Source organism: Streptomyces sp. NPDC025833 (assembly GCF_055558055.1).
In genome coordinates this window covers 175799-195571 of record NZ_JBVHNF010000016.1, presented here as the reverse complement: position 1 = coordinate 195571, position 19773 = coordinate 175799, and the positions used below count along the sequence as shown (strand labels likewise).

Genomic DNA, 19773 nt, shown 5'->3' with positions numbered 1-19773 from the left:
GCGGAGCGGGCCGGGGGCGTCACAAGCGCCGCCCCGCATCCTCATCAGGTCCGGGACAGTCCGTCAGGTCGCCCCCGGACGAGCAGAGCCGTGGAGCCGGGTCGTGGGCCCGTGGTGGTGGCCGGCCCACCCCCCGGGGCCCGGTTCGACCTCCGAAAAGCGGTGATCCACGACCGCGGGTGATGGTCCGGCCACCATCGAGCGGCCCGACAGGGTTCCCGCACCACCTCCTCCGGGAGCCGGCGACTCGTCAGTGTGGAACGGGTCAGGAGTCAGCGGGCGAGAGGCAGGCGTGACCATGAGCAGAGCCGTCTTCGGCGGCCCCTGGGCGGACCCCGGGTGGGCGGCCGTCCACCAGTCGGCGGACATCGTCGCGGACCTGTCCGCCGCCCTGTTCCCCCGGGCCCTGCGCCGCAAGGACCAGCGCTGGTGGGCCGAGCAGTACGTACGCGGGCTGCTCGCCGCCGACGGCCGCAAGTCGGTGCGCCGGATCGCCTCCGCCGTCGGCGGCGGGGCGGCCGAGCAGAGCCTGCACCACCTCATCGCCGCCTCCACCTGGTCCTGGTCGCCGATGCGGGAGGAGCTGGCCCGCTACCTCCAGGACGCCGTGCCGCCGTCGGCCTGGGTGGTGCAGCCGATGGCCATCCCCAAGGTCGGCGAGCACTCGGTGGGCGTCGGCCGCCACCTCGCGCCGCGCCCCGGCGGGGCGGACCACGGGCAGCAGGCGTTCGGCCTCTGGTTCGCCTCCGAGCGGTCCAGCGCCCCGGTCAACTGGCGGCTGCACCTGCCGGGCGGCTGGATCCGCGACCCCGAGCGGCGGCGGCGGGCCGAGATCCCCGACGGCGCGGGCGAGGAGACGCTGGAGGAGTGCGCGGCCGCGGTGGTGCGGTCCACGCTCGCCTGGCGGGTGCCGCGCCGGCCCGTGGTGCTGGGGGCGGCGGGCCCCGACCTGGGCGCGACGACACGGCGGTACCGCGACGCCGGGGTGCCGCTGCTGGTGCGGGTCTCCGGCGCCACCTGCGTGACCGTGCGCGAGCCGGCGCTGCCCGGCTTCGGCGCGGGGCCGCTGAGCGTGGCGCGGATCGCCGACTCGGTCAGGGCGCTGCGCCGGCCCGTGCCGTGGGCCGATCCGCCGGCCGGTCCGGCGGCCGTGCGCCAGGCGCTGGTGGTGGGCGTCCCGGTGGCCCTGCCCCACGCCGGCCGGGGCGACGAGCGGTGGCTGCTGGTCGGCGAGTGGAGCGATCCCCGCCGGCCGCCGACGGAGTTCTGGCTGACCGACCTGGACCGCACGCCGGTGCCGGCCCTGCTGCGGCTGACCCGGCTGGCCCGGCGGGTCGCCCGGGACTGCGCCACCGCCGGGGAGCAGGCCGGGCTGCGGGACTTCGTGGGCCGCTCGTTCAAGGGCTGGCACCGGCACACCACGCTGGCGTCGGTCGCCTATGCCGCGCGGGCCCTGGCCGACGCGGACTACGACGCGTTCGACGCCCTGGAGGCACGCAGCGCCTGAGCGGGGGGCGGCACGCCGTCACCTTCCGCCAGCAGGTGCCGGGTGCGGTGCAGCCGGAGCGCCAGTTGCACTTCGAGGGCCTGGGCGGGCTCCTGCCAGTGCGGGCCCAGCAGGTCGGTGATCCGCTCCAGCCGCCGCGAGACGGTGTTCGGGTGGACGTGCAGCAGCTCGGCCGCCCGTGTGGGACTGCTGCCGGAGGCGAAGTACGACTCCAGTGTCCGCAGCAGCTCCGTCGACTGCTGGTGGTCGTACTCCAGCACCGGGCCGATCGCCGAGCCGACGAACCGTGTGACGTCCTGCCTCTCGGACAGCAGCAGTCCCAGGAAACCCAGTTCCCTCGGTGACGCCGTACCGCCCGTGCCGTCCAGCACGGTGAGCGCCTCCAGGCACCGCTGGGCCTCCCGGTAGATGTGCCTGACCTCCTCGGGAGCGCAGGCCGGTCCGGCGGCGCCCCCGGTCACCGGGTGCCCGAGCACGGCGGACAGCTCGCGCTGCACCGCCCGTGCGGCGCCGGCCGGATCGTCGCCCGGCAGCAGCAGCACGATGTGGCCGCCGTCGACGTACTTCAGCCCCGACAGCCGGTGCGCGTACGACGCCGACCAGGCGTTGGCCCGGCTCTGCGAACCGCCTTCGGGCCGGACCACGACGATGACGTGCGGTGCGCCGAGGTCGACCGCGAGCCGGCGGCCCCGCGCCGCGAGCTGACCCGGCGGAAGCTGGGAGACGTGGAGGAGGTCGTGCAGCAGTTCGTCCCTGACCTGGCCCTCGGCCACCGCCGTGCTGCGCTGCATCAGCAGGTGGACGGCGATGGCCTGGGCGGCCAGGCCCAGCAGTTGCCGCTGCTCCTGCGACGGGGCCCGCCCACCGCACCACACCAGGGTGCCGAGGTTCTCCGTGCCGCCGGTGACGGGGCTGGCCAGCAGCACGCCGTCCGCTCCGTCGTCGCACTGCGCGAGTCCGCCGGCGGCCTGCGCGTCCAGGCAGATCCGGTCGACCAGGGCAACCACGTCTACGCGGGTGGACTCCACGCCCGGAAAAAGCCCCGGGAAACCGTCCGTGTGCGCGAGGTCCTTGCTGACGGTGTCGCGGCACAGCAGGGGCCCGCCCAGTTCGGCGGCCGCCCGCTCCACCAGGGCGGCCAGATCGCCGCCGCGGAGCGCCAGGTCGAGCAGGCCGCGGTGGACCCCGTGCACCCGGCGCGCGGCGGCGGAGGCGTTCATGGCCTGCGACACGTCGTCCGCCAGCTCCGCGACCTCGGTACGGGTCCGCTCCAGCAACCGGGTGCGCTCGATGGCGACGGCCGCGAGGTCGGCCAGCGAGGTCATCAACGAGATCTCGTTGGGCAGGAAGTGACGGATGTTCCGGTCCGCGACGTAGAGCACGCCCAGCGTCGAGTGCTCGTGGCGCAGCGGTACGGCCATGACGGCGCGCAGCCCCTCGGAGCGCACGACGTGGTCGATGGCCTCGTCGTGGACGAACGTTTCGTCTTGCATGTAGTCGGGCGTCCAGAAGGGGGCGGACCGCTGGTGCGCCTGCCGGCCGACCCCGCCGTCGCCCGGCACCAGGAACCCCACGGTGATCGCCGAGGCGTGTCCGTCCGCGGCCCGGACACAGGACATCCCGTCGTCGCCGGGCAGGCTCACCCACGACATGTCCAGGCCCATCAGCAGGCGCGCCCGGCGGGTGATGACGGCCAGCAGGCTGTCCAGGTTGTACCGCTGGGTCAGGTCGCGGGCGGTGTCGACCAGCGCGGACAGCCCGGCCTCGCGCTGCTGGCGGCGGGCGAAAAGCTGCCTGACCTCCAGGGAGCGGTTCTTGGCCGCGACCACCGCGGCCAGCTCGGCCTCGGAGGCGCCCTCCTCGGCCGTCCGCCGGACCAGTTCCTCGAAGTGCTCGACGGGCGCCTCCCGCGCCAGCAGTTCGAGCATGGCAAGCGCGTATCCGTCGAGCGGTCCCCCACTGGTCGGCACCCTGCGGCTCCCCCCGAGCAAATGTGCGAGATCCAGGGAAAGCTAAATCACGTTCTTGTCACCGGTCAACAAGTCCCCGACCGGTGGTCGGATAAAAGGCCAGTTCACGACCCTTGACGGTGGCGCCGCCACCCTTCGGCAACCAAGCGTTGTTGTCGGAGCACCTTCCGTCACCACCGCACCGCCCGCCACGCTCGGTACCACGCGCATCGCACACCGCGACGCACCAGCCGATCGGAACAGGTGGGATCCATGCCGTACACATCGCAGGTACAGGACTACCGGCGTTCGCTGGAGCGCAGCCGCCGGTCCCTCGGCCGGGCGGACCGCCCCTCCGTCTTCCCCCTCGCCGGACGGCAGTGGGACCTCCTCGACGAGGTCTTCGCGCCGCTGTACTCGCCGTCGACCGGGGTCGCCCTCGACCTGCTCGGGCTCACCGGGACCGCCGACGCCCCCGCGCGCCGGGGCTCGTTCCTGGAGATCGGCTCCGGCACGGGCGTCATCGCGGTGACCGCCGCGCTGGCCGGCCACGGACCGGTCGTCGCCTCGGACATCAACCGCCAGGCGGTGCGGAACACGGCCGTCAACGCCGCCCGCCACGGGGTGACGGACCGGGTCAGACCCGTGCACGGCGACCTGTTCTCCGGGCTCGGCGACGGCGAGCGCTTCGACACCGTCTTCTGGAGCTCGAACTACGTCCTCGGACCCGACCACTACCGGTACGAGTCGGACCACGAGCGCGCCTACGTCGACGCCGGGTACCGGTCGCACCGCGGCTACCTGACGGAGGCACCGCACCGCACGACCCCCGGCGGGCGGGCCCTGCTGCACTTCAGCAGCCGCGGCGACTACCCGTACCTGGCCCGCATCGCCGCCGAGACCGGCCGCGAGCTGCACCCGCTGGGCCGTTGCACGGTCCGGGAGGGGGAGTACGGCGACGACCTCGTCGAGCACCTGCTCCTGCAGATCCTGCCCACCGCCTGACCGGCCCGGCCGGACGAGGAGAGACCAGACGTCCATGCGCACCCTGCTCGTCGACAACCACGACTCGTTCACCTACAACCTCGTGCACCAGATCGCGCGCGTCACCGGAGTGGAGCCGACGGTCGTCCGCAACGACGATCCGCACTGGCACCCCGCGCTGCTGGCGGACTTCGACGGTGTCGTCGTCTCACCGGGACCGGGCACCCCGGAGCGCGCCGCGGACTTCGGCATCTGCCGGGAGATCGTCGAACGCACCGGCCTCCCGCTGCTCGGCATCTGCCTCGGCCACCAGGGCATCGGGCTGGTGCACGGGGCGAGCGTCGGCCGCGCCCCGCGGCCGCGGCACGGACAGACCTCGCCGGTGCTGCACGAGGGCGACGGACTGTTCAGGGGGCTGCCGTCGCCGTTCTCGGCGGTGCGCTACCACTCACTGGCCGTGACCGGCCTCCCGGAGCATCTGGAGGTCACCGCCTGGACCCCGGACGGCGTGGTCATGGGGCTGCGGCACCGGACCCGGCCGCAGTGGGGCGTGCAGTTCCACCCGGAGTCGATCTGCTCCGAGTACGGCGACGAACTGCTGGCCAACTTCCGCGACCTGGCCCGCTCCGGCGCCGGCCGCCACCGGGAGACCGCCCGCCTCCGGCCGCCGTCCACCACGGCCACCGCGGCGGACCCGACCGCCCAGGCCACCCCGGCTCCCGCCCGCCGCCCCCTGCGGGTGCTGACCGCCCGGGTCCCCACCCCCTGCGACGACGAGACCCTCTTCGAACGGCTCTACTCGGGCGCGGACCACGCGTTCTGGCTGGACAGCAGCCGGCACGACGCCCAGGGCCGGTTCTCGGTCATGGGTGACGCCGGCGGGCCGCTGGCCCGCGTGGCGACGGCCGATGTCGCCACCCGCACCGTCACCGTACGGTCGGCGGCCTCCGAGGAGACCGTCGAGGGACCGTTCCTCCAGTGGCTCGAACGCGACCTCGCCTCCCTCGACGTCGACGTGCCCCCGCTCCCCTGCGACTTCGCCCTCGGCTGGACCGGCTACCTCGGCTACGGGCTCAAGGCCGAGTGCGGCGGCCGGGCCGGGCACCGCGCCGAGGAGCCCGACGCCGTGCTGGTCTTCGCGGACCGCGCCCTCGTCCTCGACCACGAGACGGGCACCACCCACCTGCTGGCCCTCGCCCCGGCCGACGAGAGCGCCGACGGGACCCGCGCCGCCCGCGACTGGCTCGACGGCACCGCCCGCCGGCTCACCGCACTCGCGGGCGCCCCCGCCGGCGGGCCGCCCGCACCGCACGCCGCGTTCGACGGGGTACGGCTGCGCCACGACCGCGCGGCCTACCTCCGCCTCGTCGAGGAGTGCCAGGAGGAGATCGCCGACGGCGAGAGCTACGAGATCTGCCTCACCAACATGGCCGAGGCCGCGGGCGACCTGGACCCCTGGCAGGGCTACCGCTTCCTGCGCCGCACCAGCCCCGCCCCGTTCGGCGCCCTGCTCCGGTTCGGCGGGCTGTCGGTGCTCTCCACCTCCCCCGAGCGGTTCCTGCGGGTCTCGGCCGACGGCGTCGCCGAGTCCCGGCCCATCAAGGGCACCCGCCCGCGCGGCGCCACCCCCGCGGAGGACGCCGCCCTCGCCGCCGACCTCGCCGGCCACGAGAAGGACCGCGCCGAGAACCTGATGATCGTCGACCTGGTCCGCAACGACCTCGGCCGGTGCGCCGAACCCGGCACCGTGCGCGCCGACCCGGTCTTCGCCGTGGAGAGCTACGCCACCGTGCACCAGCTCGTCAGCACGGTGACCGCCCGGCTGCGCCGCGACAGCAACCCGGTGGCCTGCCTGCGCGCGGCCTTCCCCCCGGGGTCGATGACCGGCGCGCCCAAACTGCGCACGATGGAGATCATCGACCGGCTGGAGAACGGCCCGCGCGGGGTGTACTCGGGCGCCGTCGGCTACTTCTCCCTGTCCGGCGCCGCCGACTTCAGCGTCGTCATCCGCACCGCCGTCGTCACCCCCGGCCGGCTGCGCTACGGGGTGGGCGGCGCGATCGTGGCGCTGTCCGAACCGGCGGCGGAGTTCGAGGAGACCGTCGTCAAGGCGGCCCCGCTGCTCGCGCTGACCGGAACCGGCCGCTCGGACCTCGTGGCACCCGCACCGGTACCGGTCTCCGCACGGTGACGCCGCGGGCCCGGCGCGGTCAGCCGTACCGGGCCCGCAGCAGTGCGGCGCCGACCGCCTCCACGTCCACGCTCCGCTCCGCGAGCAGCCCCAGGTCCCGTGTGGACTGCTCGTGCCGCCCCAGCAGCGTGTCGCCTTCGAGCGCGGCCCCGCGGGCCGCCGCCTCCACCGTCTCCACCGTCAGCACGTGCGCGGTGTTCCAGCTCACCAGGGACCGCACCTGCTCGGGCCGGGTCCCGGACCACAGCAGCATCGGCGGCCGGGCACCCGAGTCGCGCAGGCTCCGCCAGCCCTGGCAGGCCAGCGCCTCCTCGCGCGTGCGGTACAGGAGCCGGGCGGTGGCCAGACCCGCGGTGTCGCGCAGCCGGCCCGCCTCCCCGGGCAGCCGGTCGAGGCGGGCGTTCACCTCCGCGTCGAGCGCCCCGAGATCGCAGGACGTGGCCACACCCAGCGCCGCCAGGTCCACCCCGCGCGCCCTGGCCCGCTCCAGCCCGGCGCGCTGGGCGTCCAGCACGGCGCGGTACTGGCGCACCGAGTACACCGCCGCGGACTCGACACCGATGCCCTCGGCCAGGCACTCGGCCACGGCGTCGGTCCCGGCCCGGCTCGCCGGAACACTGACCAGCAGGTTGGGCCGGTCCACGACGCTGTGCGTCACCCGCGCCGCCGCCACCCACGCCGCCGGATCGTCCGCCCCGTCGAAGGCCGCCGCGGCGAGCGCCACGAAGCCGCCGCTCGTCCCCAGCGCGTCGCACGCGGCCCGGACCACGCCGTTCGGCGCCCCGAACGGCATCCGGATCCCGCGGAACCCGCACGCCACGAAGTCGGGCACCGCTGGCTGCTCCCCCGGACAAGCCGCCCACCAGGGCGAGACCCCCTCGTCGGCAAGCTCCTTGAGGAGTCTCATAGCTTCAGCCGTCATCACCCCTCGACGCTATGCCCGGCGGGCCAGGCCGGTCGACCGCGTAACCCAGACACTGTCAAGTCACCCCGGCCCCCGCGCGGCCACAGAAAAAGGCCAGGTCACGGGCTACGTGACCTGGCCTTCCGCGGAGCCGCTTTCGGGATTCGAACCCGAGACCTACGCATTACGAGTGCGTTGCTCTGGCCATCTGAGCTAAAGCGGCGCGCTGCCCGCACCATGGTGCGATCGGCAACGTCCGTAAGTCTACACAGTTCCCGGGGGTGCTTCGTACCCGCCCCGGAGCGGCCGGGTTCCGGGGCGGGAGGGCGTTACGAGCAGCGCTTCCCGGTGGCCGGCGGGGTGCCGCGGAGCAGGTACGCGTCGATCGCCGTGTCGATGCAGGCGCTGCCCCGGCCGTACGCGGTGTGGCCGTCGCCGTCGTAGGTCAGCAGGCGGCCCGAGGCGAGCTGGCCGGCCAGGGCCTTGGCCCAGCGGTACGGCGTCGCCGGGTCGCGGACCGTGCCGACCACCACGATCGGCGCCGCTCCCCGCGCCTCGATGCGGTGCGGCTCGCCCGTGGCCCGCACCGGCCAGTACGCGCAGTTCAGGGAGGCCCAGGCCAGCCCGGTGCCGAAGACCGGCGACGCCTTCTCGAAGGCGGGCAGGGACGTGTCGACGTCCTCCGGACCGGTGAAGGCCGGCGCCAGGTCCAGGCAGTTCACGGCGGCGTTGGCCATCATCAGGTTGCTGTAGTGGCCGCTCGGGTCCCGCTCGTAGTAGCTGTCGGAGAGGGCCAGCAGCCCGGCGCCGTCGCGCTCCTTCATCGCCGAGGTCAGCGCGGCGCGCAGCTGCGCCCAGGACGCCTCGTCGTACATCGAGGCGATCACCCCGTTGGTGGCGAGCGACTCACCGAGCCTGCGGCCGTCCGCGTCGCCCGCGGGAACGGGGCGGGCGTCCAGCTCGCGGAAGAACACCCGCAGGCGCTCGCCGGCCCGCGCGGGCGTCGTGCCCGGCCCGCCGAGGGGGCAGTCGGTCCGCCGCGCGCAGTCCTTCGCGAACGCCCGGAACGCCGTCTCGAAGCCCGCCGTCTGCTCCAGGTTCAGCCTGCGGGCGTCCAGCGAGGGGTCCATGGCGCCGTCCAGCACCAGCCGGCCGACCCGCTCGGGGAACAGTCCGGCGTACGTCGCCCCGAGGAGCGTGCCGTACGACGCCCCGACGTAGTTCAGCCTCCGGTCGCCGAGCACGGCCCGCAGGATGTCCATGTCCTTCGCGGCCTCCACGGTGGAGACGTGCCGCAGCAGCCGCGCGGAGTGGGCGCCGCAGGCCTCCGCGAACTTCCGGTCCGCGGCGACCACCGCGTCCCGCTCCTTGCGGTCGTCGGGGGTGAGGTCCGTCTGCGTGAACGCGTCCATCTGCCTGCCGTCGAGGCAGGTGACGGGCTCGCTGCGGGCGACGCCCCGCGGGTCCACGGCCACCATGTCGTAGCGGGCGCGGACCTCGGCGGGGTAGCCGACGCCCGCGTACTGCTGGAGGTACCCGACCGCGGAGCCGCCCGGGCCGCCCGGGTTGACCAGCAGCGAGCCGAGGCGCCGGCCCTCGCCGGTGGCCTTCTTCCGGGCGACGGCCAGCCGGACGGTGCCCTTGCCTGCGTCGGCGTAGTCGAGCGGCGCCTTCATCGTGGCGCACTGGAAACCGGGGGCTCCGCAGTCGCGCCAGCTCAGCCGCTGGTCGTAGTACGGCGTCAGTGCCGCCGGGGTCGCCCGCGGCAGCGCGGCGAGCGCCGCCTGCACCGTCCCGGCGGCCGTGCTCCCGGAGGAGCAGGCGGACACGAGCAGCGCGGTGGCGGCGAGGAGGGCGGCCGTGAGGCGGGCCGGGGTCCGGGTGCGGTCGCCCCGGGTCCGGCGGGAGCGGGGGGTGGGCCTGGTGTGCATCAGCCGAGAGTAACGCTGCGCGACCGCGCGGGTGCGGTGCGTGGGCTCGGGTGCCTCCTACGAGGGACCCGGGCCGGCCCGCCCACGGCGACCGGGCCTCAGCCCGCCCGCAGCGCCATCGTCATCGCCTCCACGGCCAGCAGCGGGGCCACGTTGCGGTCCAGCGCCCGCCGGCACGCGGAGATCGCCTCGATGCGGCGCAGGGTCGACTCGGGGCCGCTGCCGCGGGCCAGCCGGTCCAGGGCCTCCTGCGCGTCGGCGTTCGCGAGCGCCACGCGGGTGCCGAGCTGGAGGGCGAGGACGTCGCGGTAGAAGGCGGTCAGGTCGCCGAGGGCCACGTCCAGGCTGTCGCGCTGCGTGCGGGTCCTGCGGCGCTTCTGCATGTCCTCCAGGTCCTTCATCACGCCCGCCGTGCCGCGCGGCAGCCGACCGCCCTGGGCCGCGCCGAGCGCCGCCTTCAGCTCCTCGGTCTCCTTGCCGTCCATCTCCTCGGCGAGCTGCTTGGCGTCCTCGGCGGCCGCGTCGACCAGCTCCTGGGCGGCCCGCAGGCACGCGCCGACCTCGTCCAGCCGCAGCGGCAGCTTCAGCACCGCTGCACGGCGCTCGCGGGCGGCCGGGTCGGTGGCCAGCCGCCGGGCCCGGTCGACGTGGCCCTGGGTGGCCCGGGCGGCGGACTCGGCGATCACCGGCTCGACGCCGTCGCGCCGTACGAGCATGTCGGCGACCGCCTCGACGGACGGCGTGCGCAGGGTGAGGTGGCGGCAGCGGGAGCGGATGGTCGGCAGGACGTCCTCGACCGAGGGGGCGCACAGCAGCCACACCGTGCGCGGGGCGGGCTCCTCGACGGCCTTGAGGACCGCGTTGGCCGATTTCTCGTTCAGCCGCTCGGCGTCCTCGACCAGGATGATCTGCCAGCGGCCGGTGGCCGGGGCGGTGAACGACTTGCGGACCGTGTCGCGCATGTCCCTGACCAGGATCTCGGCGCCGACCGCGGCGACCGTCGTGACGTCCGCGTGGGTGCCGAGCAGCGCGGTGTGGCAGCCGTCGCAGAACCCGCAGCCGGGGCCGCCGCCGAGCGCGCGGTCCGGGCTGACGCACTGGAGGGCCGCGGCGAAGGCCCGCGCCGCCTGGTTCCGGCCGGCGCCGGGCGGGCCGGTGAACAGCCAGGCGTGGGTCATCTTCGACGCCTCGGGCGGCGGCTGCCGCGCCGATACGGCCGTGACGAGGGCGTCGGCGTCCCGCGCGGCGCCGTCGAGCACCGCGCTCACCTGCTCCTGCCCGACGAGGTCGTCCCACACGGTCATGGGTCACGCCGCCCTTCCGTCACACTCCGCGTACCGCCCTCCATTGTGCGGGTGGGCACCGACAACGACGCCCGCCGCCGTGCGGTCCCGGCGGCGGGCGGGGCTCCCCGACGCGGCACCGCCGCCACGGGCCCCGCCGTACGCGGGGCCCGGGGCGGCGGTCACACGTCAGCTTCGGCGGCCCCGGCCGCGGCCCCGGCGGTCCTGCCGGTCCTCGTCGTCGTCCCGGTGGCCGCGCTCCGCCTCGCCGTACGACCCCAGCAGCTCGTCGGCGAGCGTCGGCAGGTCGTCCAGCGGGGTCTCCTCGGCCCAGTCCGAGCGCGGCCGGCGGCGGGGCGTGCCGTCGGCGTCGAGCCGGGGGATCTCCCGCGTGCGCGGCTCGGAGCCGTCGGGACCCGGCGCGGGCCGCTCGTCGCGGAAGTAGCCGGGCGGCACCCGGTCCGCCACGTCGTCGTCGCGCACCGGCGGCAGTACGGCGGTCTCGTCGGCCGCCCCGTCGCGGTCGCGCACCGGCAGCAGCACCGCGGTCTCGTCCCCGGCGTCCAGCGGCACCCGCGGCAGCACCGCGGTCTCCTCCGCGGACGACTCGGAAGCGGCCGGCGGCTGCGGCAGCTCGGTGGTCAGCTCGTTGTCCGCGGAACGGTGCCCGGCGGCGGGACCGCCGCGCTCGTCGCGCACCGGCCGCAGCACCGCGGTGTCCTCCGTGCTCCGCGCGTCCGGTGACACCACCGGCGTGGGGACGGTCTCGTCGGCGGCCCGCGCCGGGCCCTGCGGGGCGGCGGGGGTCCGGTCCGCGGCGGCGTCGGCGACCACGCCGGGCGCCGTGGGCCGGGGCGCGGCGGGCCTGCGGGCCGCCGCGTCGGCGGCCGACGCGGCCTCGGCGGCCTGCCGGCGGGCCTCCTCGGCGCGCACCAGCGCCTCCTCGGCCTTGCGCTGCGCCTCCAGGCGGCGGGCCTCCTCCAGCGCGCGCCGCCGGGCCTCGTCGGCCTCCTCCTCGGCGCGGCGCCGGGCCTCCTCCTCGGCCTCCCTGCGGCGGCGCTCCTCATCGGCCTTGCGGCGGGCCTCCTCCTCGGCGCGCGCCTTCTCCTCGGCGAGCAGCCGCTGCCGCTCCTCCTCGGCACGCCGGGCCGCTTCCTCGGCCCGCTGCCGGGCCTCCTCCGCCTGCCGCTCGGCCTCGCGGCGCTGCGCCTCCTCCAGCTCGCGCCGCTTGCGCTCCTCCTCCTCGGCGCGCAGCTTGGCGAGCTGCTCCTGGCGCTCGCGCTCCAGGCGCTCCTCCTCCGCCTTGCGCGCGGCCTCCTCCTCGGCCTTGCGCCGGGCCTCCTCCTCGGCCTTGCGGCGGGCTTCCTCCCGGGCCTTGATCTCGGCCTCGGACAGCGGCAGCACGGTGTCGAGCCGGTGCCGGATCACGGTGGTGACGGCCTCGGGCTCCTGCCCCGCGTCCACGACCAGGTAGCGGCCGGGGTCGGAGGCGGCCAGGGTGAGGAAGCCGGAGCGCACGCGCGCGTGGAACTCCGCGGGCTCCGACTCCAGCCGGTCCGGCGCCTCGGTGAACCGCTCGCGGGCGGTCTGCGGCGAGACGTCCAGCAGCACGGTGAGGTGCGGGACCAGGCCGTCGGTGGCCCAGCGGTTGATGCGGGCGATCTCGGTCGGGGACAGATCGCGGCCGGCGCCCTGGTAGGCGACGGAGGAGTCGATGTAGCGGTCCGAGATGACGACGGCGCCGCGCTCCAGGGCCGGGCGTACGACCGTGTCGACGTGCTCCGCGCGGTCGGCGGCGTACAGCAGCGCCTCCGCGCGGTGCGACAGGCCCGCCGAGGACACGTCCAGCAGGATCGAGCGCAGCCGCTTGCCGACCGGGGTGGCCCCGGGCTCGCGGGTGAGCACGACCTCGTGGCCCTTGTCGCGGATCCACTCGGCGAGCGCCTCGGCCTGGGTGGACTTGCCCGCGCCGTCGCCGCCCTCCAGCGCGATGAAGAAGCCGTTCGCCGCCGGGACGGTGTCCGGGTCGTCGCCGCCGAGCAGCGCGTCCCTGAGGTCCTGGCGCAGCGGCACGCCGGACCGGTCGTCGACCTTGGCGAGCACCAGCGCGGCCACCGGCAGCAGCAGCGCGCCGACCAGCATCAGCGTGAAGGCCGCGCCGCCGTGCGCGAAGACGAACCTGCCGTTCTCCAGCCGGTGCGGGCCGATCAGCGCCGCGACGAGCGGCGCGACCAGGACACCGAGCGCCGTGCTGACCCGGACCACGGCGTGCAGGTGCTCGGTGGTGCGCGCCCGGCGGTACTCCTCGGTCTCCTGGTCGAGCAGGGTGTGCCCGGTGTTGGCGGCCACGCCCGCGGCGGCACCGGCCAGCGTGACGACCAGCAGGACAGTGGTGGTGTCCGGGACCAGTCCGGCGGCCAGCAGCGCGATGCCGGTGACGGCGATCGCCAGGGCGAGCAGCCGGCGGCGGGAGAGCGAGGGCAGCAGCGCGGGGGCGGTGCGGATGCCGGCGGCGACGCCGCCGATCAGGCCCAGCACCAGCAGCCCGTACAGCACGGGGCCGCCGTCCAGGTCCTTGGCGTGCAGCACGCTCACGGAGACGGCCGCCGCGATCGCCCCGGCGACCCCGGCGCAGGCCGGGACCAGCAGCGGGACGGCGCCCGTGCGGCCCTTGTCCACACCGGTGCCGGTGCGCGGGCGGCGCAGGCCCTCCAGCGGGGACCGCGGGCGCGGGGTGCGGGTGCCGGGCAGGTCCAGGTTGACCAGCACGGACACGGCGGCGGCGAACAGGCCGGCGGCGGCATACGACGCGAGGGCCGCCTGGTGCTGGTCGAACCAGGCCACACCGGTGCCCAGCAGGTTGTTCAGCAGGCCGGCGACGACGAGTGCGACGGCGGCCAGCGGGATCGCGAGGAAGCCGGTGCGCAGCGCGAGGCGGCGCAGGGCGTCCTGGTGGTCCGGCAGGGGCCGCACGGTCGCGCCCTCCGGGGGCGGGGCCGGCAGCAGGGCGGGCGCGGCGCTCTCCCGGCAGACGCTCCACAGCCGCTCGGCGACGCCGGTGAGGAAGGCGGTGACCAGCAGGACGGCGAGCGCGTCGCCCGGCGTCCAGTCGATCCACAGGGGCGCGACGATCAGCAGCGCGGCGCGCACGCCGTCGGCGCCGACCATGGCCCAGCGCCGGTCGAGCGGTCCGTCCTGGGCGATGAGCGAGGTCAGCGGGCCGAGGAGGACGGCGCCGAAGAGCAGCGTGGCGAGGATGCGCGCGCCGAAGACCGTCGCCACCGCGAACGCCACGCCCCGGTAGCCGCCGCCGAAGGCGCCCTCGGAGATCGCCGCCTGGAGGACCAGGACGACGAGGACCAGTACGGACAGGGCGTCACCGACGCCGCTCACCAACTGCGCGCTCCACAAGCGCCTGAGCTGCGGTCGTCGCAGCAGGGAACGTACGGCACGTTCGCGGGAGTCCGCGACCAGGGCGTCGTCCGGTGCTGTGGGGTGGGCCGTTGGCTGCTCGGCTCGCGTCATGCGTTCAGCCTATCCGCAGCCGGAGGCAGCACACCTGGCCCACCCTGACATGCGCACGCCCCGGCAGCGAGGTGCTGCCGGGGCGTGCGGTGCGCGGAGCCGCGGTGGCCGCGGTCCGGCGGGGCGTCAGTCGTCCGCGCCGGAGGCCGCCGTCTTGGAGGCCGTGGCCTTCTTGGCGGTGGTCTTCTTGGCGGTGGTCTTCTTGGCCGCGGCCGTCGTCTTCTTCGCGGCCGTCTTCTTGGCGGCGGTCTTCTTCGCCGGGGCGGTCTTCTTGGCCGCCGCCTTCTTCGCGGTCTTCTTGGCCGCCGCCTTCTTCGCGGTCTTCTTGGCCGGGCTCTTGGCGCGCTTCTCGGCGAGCAGCTCGAACCCGCGCTCGGGAGTGATCGTCTCGACGCTGTCACCGGAACGAAGGGTGGCGTTGGTCTCGCCGTCGGTGACGTACGGGCCGAAGCGGCCGTCCTTGACCACGACCGGCTTGCCGGAGACCGGGTCCTCGCCCAGCTCCTTCAGCGGCGGCTTGGCGGCGGCCCGGCCCCGCTGCTTGGGCTGGGCGTAGATCGCCTGCGCCTCCTCCAGCGTGATCGTGAAGAGCTGGTCCTCGGTCTGCAGCGAGCGCGAGTCCGTGCCCTTCTTCAGGTACGGGCCGTAGCGGCCGTTCTGCGCGGTGATCTCCGCGCCGTCGGCGTCCGTGCCGACGACCCGCGGCAGGGACATCAGGCGCAGCGCGTCCGCCAGCGTCACCGTGTCCAGCGACATCGACTTGAACAGCGAGGCCGTCCGCGGCTTGACCGCGTTCTTCCCGGTCTTCGGGGTGCCCTCGGGGAGCACCTCCGTGACGTACGGGCCGTAGCGGCCGTCCTTGGCGACGATCTGGTGGCCCGTCTCCGGGTCGGTGCCCAGCTCGAAGTCGCCGCTGGGCTTGGCCAGCAGTTCCTCGGCCAGCTCGACGGACAGCTCGTCGGGTGCCAGGTCGTCCGGGATGTCGTGGCGCTGGTGCTGCTCGCTGTCCTTCTCGCCGCGCTCGATGTACGGGCCGTAACGGCCGACGCGGAGCACGATGTCGTTGCCCACCGGGAACGACGACACCTCGCGCGCGTCGATCGCGCCCAGGTCGGTCACCAGTTCCTTGAGGCCGCCGAGGTGGTCCCCGTCGCCGTTGCCGGCTTCGGCGGCGCCGCCGGTGGCCGTGCCCTCACCGAAGTAGAAGCGCTTGAGCCACGGCACGGCCTTGGCCTCGCCGGCCGCGATCCGGTCGAGGTCGTCCTCCATCCTGGCGGTGAAGTCGTAGTCGACGAGCCGCCCGAAGTGCTTCTCCAGGAGGTTCACCACGGCGAAGGAGAGGAAGGACGGCACCAGGGCCGTGCCCTTCTTGAAGACGTAGCCGCGGTCGAGGATGGTGCCGATGATCGACGCGTACGTCGACGGGCGGCCGATCTCGCGCTCTTCCAGCTCCTTGACCAGCGACGCCTCGGTGTAGCGGGCCGGGGGCTTGGTGGCGTGGCCGTCGACCGTGATCTCCTCGGCGGACAGCGCGTCGCCCTCGGCCACCTGCGGCAGCCGGCGCTCGCGGTCGTCCAGCTCGGCGTTCGGGTCGTCGGCGCCCTCGACGTACGCCTTCAGGAAGCCGTGGAAGGTGATCGTCTTGCCGGAGGCGCTGAACTCGACGTCCCGGCCGTCGGCGGCGGTGCCACCGATCTTCACGGTGACGGAGTTGCCGGTCGCGTCCTTCATCTGGGAGGCGACGGTCCGCTTCCAGATCAGCTCGTAGAGCCGGAACTGGTCGCCGGTCAGACCGGTCTCGGCGGGCGTGCGGAAACGGTCGCCCGAGGGACGGATCGCCTCGTGCGCCTCCTGCGCGTTCTTGACCTTGGCGGCGTAGGTGCGCGGCTGCGGCGGCAGGTAGTCGGCGCCGTAGAGCTGCGTGACCTGGGCGCGGGCCGCGGAGATCGCGGTGTCGCTCAGCGTCGTGGAGTCCGTACGCATGTACGTGATGTAGCCGTTCTCGTACAGCTTCTGGGCGACCTGCATCGTCGCCTTCGCGCCGAAGCCGAGCTTGCGGCTGGCCTCCTGCTGGAGCGTCGTCGTACGGAACGGGGCGTACGGCGAGCGGCGGTACGGCTTGGACTCGACGGAGCGCACGGAGAAGCGGGTGTTCTCCAGGGCGCCGGCGAGGGCGCGGGCGGTCGCCTCGTCGAGGTGGAGGGTGTTCTCGCTCCTGATCCGGCCGAGGGAGTCGAAGTCGCGGCCCTGCGCGATCCGCCTGCCGTCGACGGTCTGGAGGCGGGCCACCAGCGAGGACGGATCGGACGGGTCGCCCGCGCGGCCGGTCGCGAAGGTGCCGGTCAGGTCCCAGTACTCGGCGGAGCGGAAGGCGATGCGCTCGCGTTCCCGCTCCACGACGAGCCGGGTGGCGACGGACTGCACGCGGCCGGCCGACAGCCGCGGCATGACCTTCTTCCACAGCACCGGCGAGACCTCGTAGCCGTAGAGGCGGTCGAGGATGCGGCGGGTCTCCTGGGCGTCGACCAGCTTCTGGTTGAGCTGGCGCGGGTTGGCGACGGCCTCGCGGATCGCGTCCTTGGTGATCTCGTGGAAGACCATCCGCTTGACCGGGATCTTCGGCTTCAGGACTTCCTGGAGGTGCCAGGCGATGGCCTCGCCCTCCCGGTCCTCATCGGTGGCGAGGAACAGCTCGTCGGAGTCCTTGAGCAGGTCCTTGAGCTTCTTGACCTGCGCCTTCTTGTCGGCGTTGACCACATAGATGGGCTGGAAGTCGTGTTCGACGTCCACACCGAGGCGGCGGACCTCGCCGGTGTACTTCTCCGGCACCTCCGCGGCGCCGTTGGGAAGGTCGCGGATGTGCCCGACGCTCGCCTCGACGGTGTAGCCGGGGCCGAGGTAGCCCTTGATCGTCTTCGCCTTGGCAGGCGACTCGACGATGACGAGTCGGCGACCGCCCTGTGCGGTCTCGCTGGTCGGGGACAACTTCGCTCTTCTCTCCGGTCGACGCTGGGGCCTCCCCAGGCCTTGTTCCCGGGGTCGCGGCGTACTGCTGGCACGGCGTACTGCTGGCACGTGTGACGCTGCGGAGTGTGACGCTACATCCCGCCCCCGTGTCAAACGGGAAAAGCCCACAACGGCCACTCGAACGGTAACCCGACTACCGGCATTCCTGCCGCCCGGACCGCCCGCTCCCTTTCGAACCCCTGTCCGGAGCGTGACGCTCCCCTTGCGCCGCGGGCACGGCGCCCACCCGGCTCAGGGCCGGATCAGGCAGTACGCGCCGAGGGCCAGCGAGGCCGCCCCGGCGACGCCCGCGACGGTGGCCGATGCGACCCGGCTCACACCGAGGGCGACCGCCTCCCGGCGCCTGACCCGCGTCCCGGTCCAGGCCAGCAGACCGGCCCCGAACAGGGCGAACACCACTCCCGCGAAGATCGCCGGTCCGCTCTCCATGGCCCGTCCGCCCCTTCCCTGCCGTCGGCTCCGCCCAGCGCCCGGAGAGTGGCACGCGCGGGCGTCCGGCGGGCGACATCACGGTGAACGGAAGGCCGACGGGTATTCGAACGTAGGTCCGAATGCAGGGGGTCGGACCCACGGCCCATATTTTTCCGGCCGTTTTCCGAAACCGGACCGCGGCGGGCCCGCGCCGGACCGGGACCGGGCGCCATGGACGGCCGGCCGCCGCCGGGCACCCGGCCCGGCGGGGTCCCGCGGCGCGGCAGGGTCCCGCGGCGCGGCGGGCGTGCACGACCGGTCGACAACCGGTCGGCATCCGCTCAAAAGATGCGCACGCTCAGGCGGTCGCCGCCCGTACCGCGCCCGGTGGTGACCGGCTTGGCCGGACGGCTGACCGCGGGGCGCCCCGGCCCGGCGCCCGGCTCGGCCCTCCGAGCGCCCCGCAAGCGCCCTGCAAGCGCCCTACGAGCGCCGTCCTGCGCGGCTCAGCCCGCCGGCTCCAGGAAGCCCTGCTCCACCAGCAGCCGGATCTGGGCGGGGGTGCGGTCGCGGAGCAGCACCGCGTCCTCGCCGACGAGCTGCGCGATGGCGTCCAGGATGCGGCCCGCGCTCAGTGTGCCGTCGCACACGCCCGCGAACCCGGCGCCGACCGTGTCCACCTTCGTCGCCCGGCGCATCCCGCGGTGCTGGCGCAGCACCACGTGCTCCGGGTCCTCGGCGCCGGGCAGCCCGACCTGCTCCTGGACCACCTCGGCGGTGAGCCGGAAGTGGCTGTCCAGCAGCGCCGCGTCGTCGTGCTCCCGGAGGTAGTCGAGCCGGTCGAAGTGGGCCCGGATCGTCTCCCCGAGCGGCTGCTCCACCGGGTGCGGCCACTCCTCCACGGTGATCACGGGCTCGGCGGACCCGGTCCGGCGCAGGGTGATCCAGCCGAAGCCGATCGCCCGGACCTTGCGCGCCTCGAACTCGTCGAGCCAGGCGTCGTAGCGCGCCTGGTACTCGGCCTGGTCACCGCGGTGGTCACCGGCGTCCCTCAGCCACAGCTCGGCGTACTGCGTGACGTCCTGCACCTCGCGCTGCACGATCCAGGCGTCGCACCCGCGCGGCACCCACGACCTGAGCCTGTCCTGCCAGTCCTCCCCCGCCACGTGCTGCCAGTTCGCGAGGAACTGCGCGAACCCGCCCTCGGTCAGCCGCTCCCCCGCCTGCCGAACGAGCGAGCGGCACAGGTCGTCCCCGCCCATGCCGCCGTCCCGGTAGGTCAGCCGGGCGCCGGGCGAGATGACGAAGGGCGGGTTGGAGACGATCAGGTCGAACCGCTCGTCGTCCCGGACCGGTTCGAACAGCGAGCCCTCGCGCAGGTCGGCGGCGGGTGCCCCGGAGAGCGCCAGCGTGAGCGCCGTGATGTGCAGCGCGCGCGGGTTGAGGTCGGTCGCCGTCACGCGCGTGGCGTGCTGGGCGGCGTGCAGCGCCTGGATGCCGGAGCCGGTGCCGAGGTCCAGGGCGGACGCCACGGGGGTGCGGACGGTGATGCCGGCCAGGGTCGTGGAGGCGCCGCCCACGCCCAGGACGACCCCTTCGTCGCGCTGCCCGATGCCGCCGGCACCGCCGACCGCGCAGCCGAGGTCGGAGACGATGAACCAGTCCTCGTCCGCGGGACCGCCGTACGGCCGGACGTCCACGGTCGCGGCCACCTCGTCGCCGCCCACGCGCGTGAGCCAGCCGGCCGCCAGCGCCTCCTCCACGGGCAGAACGGCCGCCACGCGCGCGTGGGGCACCGGTTGCTGGAGCAGGAACAGCCGTACGAGCGTCTCCAGCGGTGTGTCGCCGCGGGTCGCCCGCAGGGCGGGCACGGTCTCGCTGCGGGCCAGTGCCGCGTACGCGGGGGCGCCGAGCAGGTCGAGCAGCCCGTCGGCCGTGAAGGAGGCGGCCAGCAGCGCGTCCCTCAGGCGCGCGGCGGTGTCGGGCCGGTCGGAAGCGGGCAGGGGGGCGGGTCCGGAGTCAGTCACGCCCCCATTGTGGCCCGCGGGGGCCGGGCGGGAC

Annotated in this window: 11 protein-coding genes and 1 tRNA gene; 3 read left to right on the top strand and 9 right to left on the bottom strand. The window is 74.8% G+C overall.

From position 1 onward, the window contains the following. Positions 1–298 precede the first annotated feature (298 nt). Entirely contained in the window at positions 299–1507 is a 1209-nt protein-coding gene (locus ACZ4K2_RS27810; protein ID WP_467467937.1) for an IS701 family transposase, read from the top strand. On the opposite strand, the gene ACZ4K2_RS27805 is transcribed toward ACZ4K2_RS27810, so the two are convergent. Next, on the bottom strand, positions 1468–3477 hold the full coding sequence (locus ACZ4K2_RS27805) for a helix-turn-helix domain-containing protein (protein ID WP_467467940.1): 2010 nt from the start codon (positions 3475–3477) through the stop codon (positions 1468–1470). The two genes, ACZ4K2_RS27810 and ACZ4K2_RS27805, sit on opposite strands and share 40 nt — an antisense overlap. A gap of 252 nt (positions 3478–3729) precedes the next feature. On the opposite strand from ACZ4K2_RS27805, the gene ACZ4K2_RS27800 reads away from it, so the two are divergent. After that, positions 3730–4461 carry a 50S ribosomal protein L11 methyltransferase gene (locus ACZ4K2_RS27800; RefSeq protein ID WP_467467942.1) on the top strand — a complete coding sequence of 244 codons (732 nt, stop codon included), beginning with the start codon at positions 3730–3732 and terminating at the stop codon, positions 4459–4461. Between the two features lie 34 nt (positions 4462–4495). Continuing rightward, positions 4496–6631 carry an aminodeoxychorismate synthase component I gene (gene pabB, locus ACZ4K2_RS27795; protein WP_467467944.1) on the top strand — a complete coding sequence of 712 codons (2136 nt, stop codon included), beginning with the start codon at positions 4496–4498 and terminating at the stop codon, positions 6629–6631. 19 nt (positions 6632–6650) lie between these two features. Here pabB and ACZ4K2_RS27790 read toward each other — a convergent pair whose 3' ends face one another. The 8 genes from ACZ4K2_RS27790 to ACZ4K2_RS27755 all read right to left on the bottom strand — a co-directional run bounded on the left by ACZ4K2_RS27790 (position 6651) and on the right by ACZ4K2_RS27755 (position 19739). Continuing rightward, entirely contained in the window at positions 6651–7553 is a 903-nt protein-coding gene (locus ACZ4K2_RS27790; protein ID WP_467467946.1) for a transaldolase family protein, read from the bottom strand. Positions 7554–7684: 131 nt separating this feature from the next. Next, positions 7685–7758: transfer RNA gene (locus ACZ4K2_RS27785), tRNA-Thr, on the bottom strand. Positions 7759–7864: 106 nt separating this feature from the next. Beyond that, positions 7865–9466, bottom strand: coding sequence for an alpha/beta hydrolase (locus ACZ4K2_RS27780; RefSeq protein WP_467467949.1), 1602 nt, complete (start codon positions 9464–9466; stop codon positions 7865–7867). A gap of 98 nt (positions 9467–9564) precedes the next feature. Continuing rightward, complete coding sequence (locus ACZ4K2_RS27775; RefSeq protein ID WP_467467953.1) at positions 9565–10770, bottom strand: DNA polymerase III subunit delta'; 1206 nt, start codon at positions 10768–10770, stop codon at positions 9565–9567. Between the two features lie 168 nt (positions 10771–10938). After that, a complete protein-coding gene (tmk, locus tag ACZ4K2_RS27770; RefSeq protein ID WP_467467955.1) occupies positions 10939–14274 on the bottom strand; it encodes a dTMP kinase in 3336 nt (1111 codons plus the stop codon). A 126-nt stretch (positions 14275–14400) separates the two neighbouring features. After that, positions 14401–17259, bottom strand: coding sequence for a type I DNA topoisomerase (gene topA, locus ACZ4K2_RS27765; protein ID WP_467467957.1), 2859 nt, complete (start codon positions 17257–17259; stop codon positions 14401–14403). A gap of 273 nt (positions 17260–17532) precedes the next feature. Continuing rightward, a complete protein-coding gene (locus ACZ4K2_RS27760; protein ID WP_467467960.1) occupies positions 17533–17730 on the bottom strand; it encodes a hypothetical protein in 198 nt (65 codons plus the stop codon). Between the two features lie 488 nt (positions 17731–18218). After that, positions 18219–19739, bottom strand: coding sequence for a DUF7059 domain-containing protein (locus ACZ4K2_RS27755; RefSeq protein WP_467467961.1), 1521 nt, complete (start codon positions 19737–19739; stop codon positions 18219–18221). Between the last annotated feature and the right edge of the window lie 34 nt (positions 19740–19773).